The organism is Streptomyces sp. MS191, from assembly GCF_008042125.1.
Taxonomy (GTDB): Bacteria; Actinomycetota; Actinomycetes; order Streptomycetales; family Streptomycetaceae; genus Streptomyces.
The window spans coordinates 177894-191188 of record NZ_RDBI01000066.1 but is presented as its reverse complement, the minus strand read 5'-3'; the positions used below and the strand labels follow the sequence as shown (position 1 = coordinate 191188).

Here is a 13295-nt window from a genome sequence, read left to right as displayed (position 1 = left end):
TCACCCTCCGAGGAGCGCGGCGACGGCCTGGCCGACGGCGACGCCCGAGGCCAGGATCCCGGTCACGGCGCCCGCGTCGCCGAGGGCCTGGCGCAGTCGCGCCAGGCGCCCGCGGCCCGCCTCGCCGGTGCCCTCGATCTCGTCCTCGGCGTCGGACAGTTCGGCGTCCAGCGCGGCCGTCTGCTCCGAGGCGACCACGTTCCCGAGGTCCGCGCGGAGCCTGCGGATGGCCTGGAGCAGCTCCTCCTGCGCGGGGTCGCGCGGCGGCTCGCCCGCACCGCCCTCGTTCTGCGTCACGGTGTTGTGGTCGCCGATGGCGAACGCGCCGTGCACGCTGCCGATGTGGATGCCGCCGGCACGGTCGTTGTTCGGGTCAGCCACGGTCGCCTCCGGCCTGGGACGTGAAGTTCTTCTGGGTGATGGTGTTGTGGTTGCCGACGCCGACGGCGCCCTTGGCGGTCTCGATGAAGACACCGCCCTCGGCCACGTTGACGATCTTCTGTTCGAACTCGCCGGTCTCGTAGCCGGCTTCGCGCAGCGCGACGGTCACGCCGCCTGCCACCCGGTCCTGGATGCTCTTCAGGTAGCGGCTGACGTCCATCTCCTGGAAGAGCGAGGCCTCGTCGTCCGAGCCGAGTTCGCGGACGGAGTGCAGCGGCCCCTCCGGCAGTGCGCCGGCGTGTCCAGCGGTGGCCAGCCGCCACAGGTGGCCGGCGGCCCGCCAGAGCGTGGCCAGGGCGTGCCCCGCGGAGCCCGGCGCGTGGGCCAGCGCCCAGACGGCCTTGCCGAAGTGGTGGTTGTGGCGGTAGCGGTGGGCGATCCGGTCGGCGTGCCGGAAGAGCGGCTTCACCGGTCGCAGGACGTGCGGGGCGACCTCCAGCATCAGCATGCCGCCCTGCGTGTGCACGCGGACGAAGACGGTGGTGACGATCTCCTCGCCCCAGCCTCCGACCCGGATGCGCAGGAAGTGCCGGCGGGCCTCGCCGCCCTCCTCGATGGCGCCCGAGCGGTGCTGCTCGAACTCCTCGGCGGTGTAGGGCGTGTGGGCCCGGCTCGGCAGCCCGTCGACCGGCAGGAAGACGGTCTCGTCGATCTCCAGATCGCGCAGCCGGTCGCGTACCGCCGCCTGGATCTGCGGAGACCCGTGGGCGGAGGGGACCCGCAGCGCCTCCACGAGCGGGACGATGTGCCGCATGATCGCGCTGTTGTCCAGCGGCTCGGGGGTGCGGTCCTTGCGCGGGCGCAGTTCGACCGAGAGCGACCACGGCTCGTACGGGCTGCCGGCACCGCAGAAGGGGTTGTCGGAGCTGTACAGGACGAGCCGGGAGTGCTGCTCGGTCCTGATCCGTTCGCGCAGCCGGCGGAAGCGGACGCCTTCGGCCCGCTCGGCCGGGTCGGACGAGGCGTCGGCGAAGCGTTTCCTGGACAGCTCGCCGGTGAGCGCGCGGGCGAACTGGCCGCGCTGCACGGCCACCGCCCAGGCGAGGAGGAACGGGATCGCGATCGTGATCCAGACCTCCAGCGCGCCGACGCCCCAGATCTCCGACGACGCCAGGTCGAGCGCGAAGCCCAGCAGGTCGCCCACGTCGCCGAGTTCTCCGAGGAGGTCCCACCGGGTCTCCTCGTCGCCGAAGGCGAGGACGAGCAGGACGACGGCGGACTGGAGGAGGCTGAGGCGGCCGTACCAGCGGAGCAGGAAGGCGGCGGCGAGCCGGTAGACCGGCGGGCGGGCGGACCGTCCGCGGACCCAGCGGGCGATGCCGAGGAGCAGGAAGGGCGCGATCAGCAGGGCGGCCAGGCCCTTGGTGAGCGGGACGGCGACGATCCAGAGGCCGAGGATCGCGGCGGACCAGCCGATCTCGACGCGGCGGGCGCGCAGGGCGTGGGCGAGGACGCGGGTGGCGTCCACACCGAGCGAGGGAGCGGCGACGCGCTCCTCGTGGACGTAGAGCTCGTCGATGACGGCGTCCCGGAAGGCGTCGTCGAGGTAGGTACCGGCACAGAGCAGTCGGGTCGCCTCGCTGGCGGAGGGTAATCCGCGTGGATCGACGACCGGCGGACCGCCGGTGGGCCCCGGCTGACGGGGCACGAACGACTGGGTCAAAACTCCCCCGAATACTCAACTGTCCTTAATCTCGACCGACTTGGGCGTCGAGGCGGAGTGGACAGCATAAGGGAGCGAAGTCGGTACCGGCGGCAAGGGAACGGCGCCCCCGGCCGTGCAGGCCGGGGGCGCCGTCAGGTCGGTGCGCGGGCGTGGGACCGGACGGCATGCGACCGGTCACCGGTGCCCGGGGGCACGCGGTGGGCTCAGATGAGGCCCAGCTCGCGGACCGCGTCGCGCTCCTCGGCCAGCTCCTGGACCGAGGCGTCGATGCGGGTGCGGGAGAACTCGTTGACGTCCAGGCCCTGGACGATCTCGTACTTGCCGTCCTGGCAGGTGACGGGGAAGGAGGAGATCAGGCCCTCCGGGACGCCGTAGGAGCCGTCCGACGGGATGCCCATCGAGGTCCAGTCGCCCGCGGCGGTGCCGTTCACCCACGTGTGGACGTGGTCGATGGCGGCGTTGGCGGCGGAGGCGGCGGAGGACGCGCCACGGGCCTCGATGATCGCGGCGCCGCGCTTGGCGACGGTCGGGATGAAGGTGTCGGCCAGCCACGCCTCGTCGTTGACGACCTCGGCGGCGTTCTTGCCGGCGATCTCCGCGTGGAAGATGTCGGGGTACTGGGTCGCCGAGTGGTTGCCCCAGATGGTGAGGCGCTTGATGTCCTCGACGGAGGCGCCGGTCTTGGCGGCCAGCTGCGAGAGCGCGCGGTTGTGGTCCAGGCGGGTCATCGCGGTGAAGCGCTCGGCCGGGACGTCCGGGGCGGCGGCCTGGGCGATCAGGGCGTTGGTGTTGGCCGGGTTGCCGACGACGAGGACCTTGATGTCGTCCGCGGCGTGGTCGTTGATGGCCTTGCCCTGCGGCTTGAAGATGCCGCCGTTGGCGGCGAGCAGGTCGCCGCGCTCCATGCCCTTGGTGCGGGGGCGGGCGCCGACGAGCAGCGCGACGTTCGCACCCTCGAAGCCCTGGTTCGGGTCGTCGAAGATGTCGATGCCCTTGAGCAGCGGGAACGCGCAGTCGTCGAGCTCCATGGCGGTGCCCTCGGCGGCCTTCACGCCCTGCGGGATCTCGAGGAGGCGCAGTTTGACCGGCACGTCCGCGCCGAGCAGGTGGCCGGAGGCGATGCGGAAGAGCAGCGCGTAGCCGATCTGGCCGGCCGCGCCGGTCACGGTGACATTCACGGGAGTGCGGGTCATGGCGATCTCCGTAAGACAGCTGGCGGTGGGGGTCCCTGCCCCTGGTGCGGGATACCCCTCTTGATCGATCGGTGTCTCGACATGAAGAGATATCCAGCGGTCAGGCTATCCGACCCGGGACCCCTCCAATCTCCACCCCCTTGTGGTGCGGCTCACTGCCACCCGACCGCACCCGGCCCGCGACGGTGCGCCGCCGGGGCGGACCACGACCGTCGCCGCGCGCCGCGTGCACCCCGGCGGCATCTCGGCAGGCCGCCGTACGGAGGTGCCGGAATGGTCACTTCCGTGCCACAAGCAGCGGGCGGCCCTTGAACCTCATTGGCACGTACATGACGCTGAAACGCAGGCGGCGCCCGTCCTCCCACGGGGGAGAGGACGGGCGCCGTCGCACCGCCGGACAGGGACCCTCAGGTGACCGTGAGGTGGAGGATGTCCTCCAGGAACGGGATCCGCAGCCAGGGGTCCGGCTGCACCATCAGCGCGAGCAGCACGATCAGCGCACCCATCAGGCCGTACGTGACGAGGTCGGTGAAGCGCGACCGCACGGCGAGCATCCCCACCGACGGCAGCGCCCGTCGCAGCGCGGCCCCGGTCAGCAGGGCCACCCCGACGAGGATGGTGCCGACCCGGAACGACTGCGGGAAGAGGTCCACCCCCACCACGAGCAGCCCCAGCCCGGCCAGGCCGAGCACGGTGAGCAGGGGCCACTGGCGCGCCGGCGCGGGCGCGTCCCCGGGGGCCGCCCGGCCGCCGCCCTCGGGACGGACGGTCCCGGTGGTCATCGCCGGGGGGCGCCGCGACCTGCCGCGGGCACCGTCCTCGCCCTCCGCACCGTCGGCACCGTCCGCCGGAGCGTCGGCGGCGACGGACCCGTCGGGGGCGTCGGGCGCGGTGGACTCGCCGGGGACGGCCGGGGCCGTCACGTCCGCTCCGGCACCCGGATCCGACGCCGCGCCGCGCCCGGAGTCGTCCGACGGTGCCTCGGCCCCGTCGGTGACCGGACGGCCCGAGCCGTCCGACGGCCCGCCGGCGCCCGCGCCCGGGACCCGGTCCGCCGTCGGCCTCTCGGCGCCGCCGGAGGCGCCCGCCGTGGTCACGGTCAGAGCGCCGCGGCCGCGCGCTCCGCGGCCTCGACGACGTTGACCAGGAGCTGCGCCCGGGTCATCGGGCCCACGCCGCCGGGGTTCGGCGAGATCCAGCCGGCCACCTCGGCGACGTCGGGGTCGACGTCGCCCAGGATCTTGCCCTCGCCGTTGCGCGAGACACCGACGTCCAGCACCGCCGCGCCCGGCTTCACGTCCTCCGCCTTGATCAGGTGGGGCACACCGGCCGCGGCCACGATGATGTCGGCGCGCCGCAGGTGGGCGGAGAGGTCGCGGGTGCCGGTGTGGCACTGCGTGACCGTCGCGTTCTCCGAGCGGCGGGTGAGCAGCAGCGGCATCGGACGGCCGATGGTGACGCCGCGGCCGACGACCACGACCTCCGCGCCGTTGATCTCCACGCCGTGCTCGCGCAGCAGCTGGATGATGCCGTAGGGGGTGCAGGGCAGCGGCGCCGGCTCGTTCAGGACGAGGCGCCCGAGGTTCATCGGATGCAGGCCGTCCGCGTCCTTGGCCGGGTCCATCAGCTCCAGGATGCGGTTCTCGTCGATGCCCTTGGGCAGCGGCAGCTGCACGATGTACCCGGTGCAGGCGGGATCCGCGTTGAGCTCCCGTACGACCGCCTCGATCTCCTCCTGCGTGGCGGTGGCGGGCAGCTCCCGCTGGATCGAGGCGAGCCCGACCTGCGCGCAGTCGCGGTGCTTGCCCGCCACGTACTTCTGGCTGCCCGGGTCGTCGCCGACCAGGATCGTGCCGAGACCGGGGGTCAGCCCCTTCTCCTTCAGGGCCGCCACACGGACGGTCAGATCGGACTTGATCGCGGCTGCGGTGGCCTTGCCATCGAGAATCTGGGCGCTCATGGCCCCATCCTCCCGGATGACCCCTGCGTTGTTCCAATTCGTCGGCACGGGGACCTCCACCGGCCGGAACAAGGCATTGCATGTGCACAACTCCCCCGCATATCGACTGGACAATCAGTCGACGCTCCGACGACGATGGCCGCGCAGAACCGCGGGCAGTGCCGGGGGGCAAAACCGCACATAAGCTGTGAAAATCCTCCGCTCGGGCCGCGTCGTCCCCGCACAACCCCACGGAGGAATCCCGCGATGAGCTTCGGCGAACCGAACAACCCCTACGGACAGCAGCCCCAGGGCGGCCAGCAGCCCGGCTACGGCTACCCGCAGCAGGCTCCGCAGGGTGTCCCGTCGCAGTACGGCTACCCCCAGGCTCCGCCGGTCCAGCAGCCCTACGGCGGCGGCTACCCGGGCGCCGCCATGGAGATGCCGGGCGGTGTGAAGGCGGCCCGCGTGATGCTGTGGATCATCGGCGGCCTCAACCTGCTCGGCGCGCTCGCGATCATCGTGATGGCCCTCGTCGCCTTCGACGAGCTCGACACCTCCGGCGCCTCCAGCGCCGACGCGCAGGCGTTCCAGGACTTCGGCCAGGGCGTTCTCGTCGGCATCGGCGTCTTCGCGCTGATCTTCGCCGTCCTCGGCATGGTGCTGGCCGCCAAGTTCAAGTCCGGTGGCAACGGCGTGCGCATCTGCTCCATCGTCTACGCCGCCTTCATCGTGCTGTTCGCGCTCTTCTCGCTGCCCCTGGGCATCATCAGCCTCGCCCTCGGCGTCCTGATCATCGTGTTCTGCGCGAAGGCGGACGGCTCGGCCTGGTTCAACCGGTACAAGCAGCAGTACTGACCGGTCACGCCGAAGGGGCCCGGTTCCGTCTCGGAACCGGGCCCCTTCGGCGTGACCGGGGCCCCGGACAGGGGCCCGGACGGCCTCAGGCCCGCCGCATCACCACGAACTGCCCGGCCCGCGCCGAGACCTCGTAGCGCGCCTCCGGATGGAGCTGGGACGCCAGCTGCACCGGGTCGGTGACCGGCTGGGACCAGCCCGAGTCGAGGTCGAGCGCGAGGTAGTCGGGGCTGACGCCCTTCGCGCCGCCCACCCAGTACACCGTGTGGTCGGCGGTGAGGTGGGCCATGAGCGTCACGTTGGTCTCGACGCTCGCCCCCTCCGGGACCGCGGCGACCGCGCGCCGGGCCTCGACGGTGCGGACGTCCGTGCGGTACGTCTCCGAGCGCAGCAGCTCGCGCAGCGGCAGGTCCAGGGCCAGCACGATCGCGACCGCCGTGACGACCGGGACGACGACCTTCCCGTACGACACCAGCCAGGCCCGCGGGGAGGTGCGCACGGAGCGGACGCCGTCCACCAGGGCGAGGAAGACGACGGGCATCAGGATCGCGCTGTAGTGCCAGAGCATCCCCCAGTGGTTGGGGTCCTGGGACAGGAAGCGCCAGCCGAGCGTCGGCAGGACCAGCAGCATCAGCGGGGAGCGCAGGGCGAGGAATCCGGTGATGCCGACGAGGAAGAGGAGCATCTCCCACTTCACGTCGGAGCCGAGCGAGTTCAGCAGGACGTCCGTGAACGAGACCTGGGTGCCGGCGCTGGACTTCTCGATCTTGGCCCAGTAGTCGTACTGGCCGACCCGGCTCGCGGCCGGGATCAGCACCAGGACCGTCAGGGCGAAGGCGCCGACGCCGAAGCCGGCCAGCGCGCCGCCGAGGCGCCTGCTCCCCCGCAGGAAGAGGACGGCGCCGACCATCGCGACCGTGAGCCCCATGTCCTCCTTGACCAGGACGAGGGGGGCGGCCCAGGCGGCCGCGGCAGTCCAGCGGGAGAGCAGCAGGGCCCGGCAGGTCAGGGCGAGCAGCGGGACGGCGAAGGCGATCTCGTGGAAGTCGGACTTGACCGCCTCCTGCAGACCCCAGGACAGCCCGTAGGCGACCGTGATCCCGAGCCCCGCGGCACGGCTGCCGAGGACCTGCTGGGCGGTGCGGCCGACGACGACGGCGGAGGCGGCGAACAGGGCGGCCTGGGCGAGGAGCAGGGCGAGGGGGGAGGACCAGATCCAGTACAGCGGCGCGAGCAGGGCGGTGACCGGACTGAAGTGGTCCCCGAGTATCAGGAATCCGGGGCCCTTGATGTCGACGATCGGCGCGCGGAGCTCGGAGTAGGCCCGGACGGACTGCTCGAAGATCCCCAGGTCCCAGGACGGTGTGCGGAAGCGCTCGTACTGGACGTAGGAGTAGAGGAAGTACAGCCCGCAGAGCACGGCCGCCACGGCGACGTACGGGCGCAGCGGCACGACGGGGGCGGCGTCGGGGCGGCCGGCTCCCGTGTCGACGACGGCGTCGGCGGCGACGGCGGTCTCCGCCGCCCCGCTCTGTACATCCAACACCGCGCCCCCATTACCAGCCGCCGACGAAAGAGCAACCCATTAGACCAGAGACCACCCGAACGGCGGGATGGCCGGCGAGGGGGGTCTCCCGTGCCGGCCGAGCGCCGACCGCCCCCGCGAGGGGGTACGGCGAAGGCCCGCCGGTCGGGTGACCGGCGGGCCTTCGCCCGGTGTCCGTCAGTGGAAGAAGTGGCGCGTGCCCGTGAAGTACATGGTCACGCCCGCCTTCTTCGCGGCCTCGACGACCAGCTCGTCGCGGACCGAGCCGCCCGGCTGCACGACCGCCTTGACGCCGGCCTCCAACAGGATCTCCAGGCCGTCGGGGAAGGGGAAGAAGGCGTCGGAGGCGGCGAAGGAGCCGCGCGCCCGCTCCTCGCCCGCCCGCTCGACGGCGAGCTTCGCGGAGTCGACGCGGTTGACCTGTCCCATGCCGACGCCGACCGAGGCACCGCCCTTGGCGAGCAGGATGGCGTTGGACTTGACCGCGCGGCAGGCCTTCCAGGCGAAGCCGAGCTCGGCCAGCTCCTCGGCGGACAGCGCCTCGCCGGTCGCCAGGGTCCAGTTCCCCGGCTCGTCGCCGTCCGCCTGGAGGCGGTCGGTGACCTGGAGGAGCGCGCCGCCGTCGATGGGCTTGACCTCGACCGGGTTGGCCGGGGCGCCCTCGGCGCGCAGCACGCGGATGTTCTTCTTCTTGGCGAGCACCTCGACGGCGCCGTCCTCGTAGCCGGGGGCGACGATGACCTCGGTGAAGATCTCGGCGACCTGCTCGGCCATCGCGACGGAGACCGGGCGGTTGACCGCGATCACGCCGCCGAACGCGGACAGCGGGTCGCACGCGTGCGCCTTGCGGTGGGCCTCGGCCACGTCCGCGCCGACGGCGATGCCGCACGGGTTGGCGTGCTTGATGATCGCGACACACGGCTCGGCGTGGTCGTAGGCGGCGCGGCGGGCGGCGTCGGTGTCCGTGTAGTTGTTGTAGGACATCTCCTTGCCGTGCAGCTGCTCCGCCTCGGCCAGACCGCCGGTGCCGTCGACGTACAGCGCGGCGCCCTGGTGCGGGTTCTCGCCGTAGCGCAGCACGTTCGAGCGCTCGTAGGTGTGGCCCAGGAAGTCGGGGAAGCCGGACTCGTCGGCGGCCGCGTAGTCGTCGGCGAACCAGGAGGCGACGGCGACGTCGTACGCGGCGGTGTGCTGGAAGGCCTCGGCGGCCAGGCGCTTGCGGGCGGCCAGCTCGAAGCCGCCCTCGCGCGCCGCGGTGAGCACGTCGGCGTAGCGCGCCGGGCTGGTGACGACCGCGACGGAGGGGTGGTTCTTGGCGGCGGCGCGGACCATCGAGGGGCCGCCGATGTCGATCTGCTCCACGCACTCGTCGGGGGTGGCGCCGGAGGCGACGGTCTCCCGGAACGGGTAGAGGTTCACGATCACCAGGTCGAAGGGCTCGACGCCCAGCTCGGCGAGCTGCCGCCGGTGGTCCTCCAGGCGCAGGTCCGCGAGGATGCCGGCGTGCACGCGCGGGTGGAGGGTCTTGACCCGGCCGTCCAGGCACTCGGGGAAGCCGGTGAGCTCCTCGACCTTGGTCACCGGGACCCCGGCCGCGGCGATCTTCGAGGCGGTGGAGCCGGTGGAGACGAGGGCGACACCCGCCTCGTGCAGGCCGCGGGCCAGCTCCTCCAGGCCGGTCTTGTCGTAGACGCTGACGAGTGCGCGGCGGATGGGGCGCTTCGTACCTTCGGCGGTCACGGGATTGTTACCTTTCGTCCCTCAATGCGGTAGCCGTGCCGGGCCAGACGCCCCACGACCTCGACGAGCAGCGAACGCTCGACTTCCTTGATGCGCTCATGGAGAGCGGCTTCGTCGTCCTCGTCCCGGATCGCGACCACGCCCTGGGCGATGATCGGGCCGGTGTCGACGCCGTCGTCGACGAAGTGGACGGTGCATCCGGTGACCTTCGCGCCGTACGCGAGTGCGTCCCGCACTCCATGGGCACCGGGAAAACTGGGCAGCAGCGCCGGGTGGGTGTTGACGACCCGGCCGCCGAAGCGGGCGAGGAACTCCTTGCCGACGATCTTCATGAAGCCGGCCGAGACGACCAGGTCCGGCTCGTGCGCGGCGGTCGCCTCGGTCAGCGCGCGGTCCCACTCCTCGCGGCTGGCGAAGTCCTTCACCCGGCACACGAAGGTGGGGAGCCCGGCGCGCTCGGCGCGCTCCAGTCCGGCGATGTCCGCGCGGTCGGCGCCGACGGCGACGATCTCGGCGCCGTACCCGTCGGGGTCGGCGGCGATGGCGTCGAGCAGGGCCTGGAGGTTGGTGCCGGACCCTGAGACCAGGACGACGAGGCGGGCGGCGGCCACGGAGGGACTCTTTTCGCGTTGCGGCGGAGGCGGCTTGGTCGACTGACTGCGTCTTTGTGCGGTCGTACGAATGAATCGTGTCCCCGGATACGGGGAACCCTACGAAGGGCCCGACCGTCAGCAACGATACCGGCACACCGGACGGCCCCCACGGGACGGGGGCGTGACCGGGGGGTAGCGTCGGGGTTCGACGACCGCCTCCAGCGCGGTCGGTACAACGGTCGACACCGCAGTCGCGACGACAGAGGGAAGACGTTCAGCAGATGCCGGAACGCCAGTCCACGGACGACAACAACCCGTTCGCGCCGCCGCCCGAGGGGCAGCCGGACCAGCCGTGGCAGCCACGGCGGCCTGAGGGCTCGGACGACGACGCGTCATCCGGCTCGCCCTCGGACTCCGGCCCCACGGGCGGCTCCGACGGGCGCTGGAGCAGCCGCCAGCCGGGCCGCTCCTCCGACGGCTTCGGCCGCCGCCCCGAGCGCCCCTCCGGCCAGGGCGGCCCCGACGGCGGCCAGGGCCCCGGCCTGAAGTGGGACCCGACGGACCCGGCCCAGCGGCGGGCGCGCCCAGGAGCAGGGCGAGCTCCTGGATCTCGAAGATCGCGAAGAAGAACGCCCACATGCCGGAGAGGAGCGCGTACCGCGCCCGCCGCTGGGCCGGGTCCGTCGGGWCCCACTTCAGGCCGGGGCCCTGGCCCTGCTGATCGTCGCGGGCAGCTTCACCATGCAGCTCGTCTACCGCGACTTCTACACCTGCGTCGACGACTCCCTGACCAAGTCCGGCCAGATGGCCTGCAACGACCTGCTGCCCAAGCAGCTGCGGGACGTCTTCGGGGTGCGCGAGTAGCGGAGCCTGGATCCCTAGGGGGTGTCCGGGCCGGCGGAGGGCCGCTCGGGGGTGGTCCCGTCCTGGGATCCGGCCGCATCCGGCGTCCGGTCCGGTCCCGGATCCGGTGCCGGTGGTGTCGGTTCCGGCGTCGGGGGCTGCGGTGACGCAGCGGACGGTGCGGACGCGAGGGAGCCGGGCGGCGGCGGCTCCCAGGCCGCGGGCAGGAAGCCGTACGCCTCGAACCCGAGCTCGTCCCCGTCCTCGTCCCCGTCCTCGCCGCGAACCGGCTCGGGCTCGTGCGCACGGCCCGCCTCCGGCACCGCGGCCCGGTCCGGCACCGCCACCGCGGCCGGTTCCGGCGCCCCGGCCGCCACGGGCGTCCGGTCACGCCGGGCCCAGGCCCGTACGCCCAGCGCCGTGGGAACCCCCACCACCGCGCACCACAGCACCGCCGCCGCCCCCGTCTGCCACCACACGGGACCGAACGCGGACAGCCGGCCCGAGCCGAGCGGGCCGCCCGCGAGCGCCGCGAGCACCGCCAGCGACGCCCCGCACGCCCATGACGCCACCAGGGCCGTCGCCACCGTCTCCTTGGCCGTCCACAGCCGCGCCGACCGGCCCGCGCACCACCCCAGCAGCAGCGCCGCCGCGGCCGGGACCACCGCCGCGGTCCAGTGCGGCCACGAGCCCCGGCCCGCTGCCGGCAGCGCGGCCAGCAACGGGAAGGGCGGCACGGCCGCCGCCCCGGAGAGCCCCAGCGGGGTCGCCCACGCGCCGCTGCCGAGGGCGAAGCCGGGCCCGAGCCCGTACGACGCGGCCCACACCGCCGCGTTCGGCACCAGCGTCAGGGCCAGCAGCAGCACCGCCACCCGGCCGGACCAGTCGTCGGCCAGCCCGTCGAAGGACGCGTGCGCCGCGCCCGCGTGCCAGGCCAGCGAGACCGTGACCAGCAGGGCCCCGCCGGTCAGCAGGGCCGCCGTCGCGAGCACGGCCGCACGCAGCCCCACGGCCGCGTGCTCCTGCCGGGGCAGCGGCCGCCCGGCCGCCGTCCAGACCCCCAGACCCGCCGAGGCGACCACCGTCGCGGGCAGCCACAGCGCCGCCGCGAGCGGGTCGGCGGGCAGCGGGCCGTTCGCCGCGGAGGCCACCACACCCACCGCGACCAGCAGGTATCCCCCGGAGACCGCACCCACCGTGCCGGCCGCGGTGAGCTTGGGCCGGCCCTCCTCCGCGTCGGAGGTGTCCCGGGCGGCCCGGTGCGCCAGCCAGCCCGGCAGGACCATGAGCAGCATCGGCGCCACGCCGAGCGGGGCCGCCACGCCGGACAGGGTGTCCGTGCGGACCAGGTCCACCCCGTGGGCGAGCAGCCACAGCCCGGCGGCCAGGTGGAGCGCCCCGCCGGGCCCGCCGTCGGGGTACGGGGAGGTGATCCACGCGGCGGTCACCAGGACCGCCAGGCCCCCGAGACCGAGGCCCGCGGCGGCCCCTCCGCGCACGCACGCGTCGACCAGCGTGGCGGAACGCCCGCCTTTGACCAGCGGGTTGGGCGACAACGGCGGGGTGTGCTCGGTCACTTGGCTCACGCGCCCATGCTGCCCCCGACACGCGCTTTTCTCGCGTAACAGGCAAACCGCCGTTGTGTCGCTCAAGATACGTTTATGTACTTTTCCGCCCGGAGTAGCTCTGCGGGAGGTCGTCGCCGATGAGTCCGATGAGCCGGAGTGCCGCCGATTCCGCGTCCGCGGCTTCGCTGCCCTCCCCCAAGGAGCGCCGCAGACTGCGCGAGGCCAGGGCCCTCAGCGAGGACCAGGTCGCGGAGGCCGTGGGCGTCACGCGGGCCACCGTCCGGTCGTGGGAGACCGGTCGCACCGATCCGCGGGGACGCAAGCTGGAGGCGTACGTGAAGCTGCTCGGTGCGCTCGACGAGGCGCATGACGAGGGGCGGGGCGACGGGCAGCGGCCCGGCGCGGAAGGGCCGGGTCACCCGTCCGGCGGTGCGGCCCCGTCCGGTACCGCGACGGCCGCGGACGCCCCGGCACGCGGCCGGCCTGCCGGACCCCCGCCCGCGACGACCCCCGCCGCGGGCACCCGGCCCAGGACGGCGGCCAAACGCGCGGCCAAGCCGCCCCGGAGTCCCGCGTCCGCCCCGGCCGGCCGCAGGGGCCTCCAGCAGCCGCAGGAGCGGCTGAAACCGGTCGACGCGGCCCGGCGGGCCGCCACGGCGGCCGTCGTGGACGCGCCGCCCCGGCCCGCGGGCGAGCCCGGCGTTCAGGACACGGAGCCCGCCCTCACCCCCGAGGAGGCCTTCGACGCGCTGTACGCCCACGGGGTGGACCTGGTCCGCACGGACACCCTGTCCGGCGTGGCGGCCCCGCTCGGCGTGGCGCCGATGCTGCTCATGGTCCTGCCGGGCTGGCTGGCGCACCGGGCCGCCCGGGACACCTCCGACGCGGAGGAGGGCCGGCCCAAGCTC

The 13295-nt window shown here is 73.6% G+C and carries 12 protein-coding genes; 3 read left to right on the top strand and 9 right to left on the bottom strand.

From position 1 onward, the window contains the following. From EAO71_RS29430 to EAO71_RS29410, 5 genes are all read right to left on the bottom strand, one after another. The gene (locus EAO71_RS29430) at nt 1–381 is read right to left on the bottom strand and encodes a hypothetical protein (RefSeq protein ID WP_147980836.1); all 381 of its coding nucleotides are present in this window, start codon (nt 379–381) and stop codon (nt 1–3) included. Beyond that, complete coding sequence (locus EAO71_RS29425; RefSeq protein ID WP_147980835.1) at nt 374–2089, bottom strand: hypothetical protein; 1716 nt, start codon at nt 2087–2089, stop codon at nt 374–376. Before EAO71_RS29425 ends, EAO71_RS29430 begins: the two co-directional genes overlap by 8 nt. 221 nt (nt 2090–2310) lie before the next feature. After that, nucleotides 2311–3300: a malate dehydrogenase gene (locus EAO71_RS29420; protein ID WP_147980834.1), complete on the bottom strand. Its 990-nt coding sequence runs from the start codon at nt 3298–3300 to the stop codon at nt 2311–2313. Nucleotides 3301–3707: 407 nt separating this feature from the next. Then, nucleotides 3708–4397, bottom strand: coding sequence for a DUF3017 domain-containing protein (locus tag EAO71_RS29415; RefSeq protein ID WP_147980833.1), 690 nt, complete (start codon nt 4395–4397; stop codon nt 3708–3710). Nucleotides 4398–4399: 2 nt separating this feature from the next. After that, nucleotides 4400–5260, bottom strand: a complete 861-nt coding sequence (locus tag EAO71_RS29410) for a bifunctional methylenetetrahydrofolate dehydrogenase/methenyltetrahydrofolate cyclohydrolase (protein ID WP_147980832.1) — start codon at nt 5258–5260, stop codon at nt 4400–4402. A 246-nt stretch (nt 5261–5506) separates the two neighbouring features. Between EAO71_RS29410 and EAO71_RS29405 the strand changes: the two genes are divergently transcribed. After that, nucleotides 5507–6097 (top strand): DUF4064 domain-containing protein, encoded by a 591-nt coding sequence (locus EAO71_RS29405; protein WP_147980831.1) that lies wholly within the window; start codon nt 5507–5509, stop codon nt 6095–6097. 85 nt (nt 6098–6182) lie between these two features. On the opposite strand, the gene EAO71_RS29400 is transcribed toward EAO71_RS29405, so the two are convergent. The 3 genes from EAO71_RS29400 to purN all read right to left on the bottom strand — a co-directional run bounded on the left by EAO71_RS29400 (nt 6183) and on the right by purN (nt 9994). Then, nucleotides 6183–7643 (bottom strand): DUF2079 domain-containing protein, encoded by a 1461-nt coding sequence (locus tag EAO71_RS29400; RefSeq protein WP_261992406.1) that lies wholly within the window; start codon nt 7641–7643, stop codon nt 6183–6185. A gap of 177 nt (nt 7644–7820) precedes the next feature. Then, entirely contained in the window at nt 7821–9383 is a 1563-nt protein-coding gene (gene purH, locus EAO71_RS29395) for a bifunctional phosphoribosylaminoimidazolecarboxamide formyltransferase/IMP cyclohydrolase (RefSeq protein ID WP_147980830.1), read from the bottom strand. After that, nucleotides 9380–9994, bottom strand: a complete 615-nt coding sequence (purN, locus tag EAO71_RS29390; RefSeq protein WP_147980829.1) for a phosphoribosylglycinamide formyltransferase — start codon at nt 9992–9994, stop codon at nt 9380–9382. The genes purH and purN overlap by 4 nt, the downstream gene beginning before the upstream one ends. 723 nt (nt 9995–10717) lie before the next feature. Between purN and EAO71_RS39790 the strand changes: the two genes are divergently transcribed. Continuing rightward, complete coding sequence (locus EAO71_RS39790) at nt 10718–10840, top strand: hypothetical protein (protein ID WP_315986618.1); 123 nt, start codon at nt 10718–10720, stop codon at nt 10838–10840. Nucleotides 10841–10854: 14 nt separating this feature from the next. Here EAO71_RS39790 and EAO71_RS29380 read toward each other — a convergent pair whose 3' ends face one another. After that, entirely contained in the window at nt 10855–12405 is a 1551-nt protein-coding gene (locus tag EAO71_RS29380; protein ID WP_261992405.1) for a cell division protein PerM, read from the bottom strand. A 128-nt stretch (nt 12406–12533) separates the two neighbouring features. Between EAO71_RS29380 and EAO71_RS29375 the strand changes: the two genes are divergently transcribed. Further along, the coding region (locus EAO71_RS29375) for a helix-turn-helix domain-containing protein (protein ID WP_147981320.1) at nt 12534–13295 on the top strand (762 nt) is incomplete at its 3' end.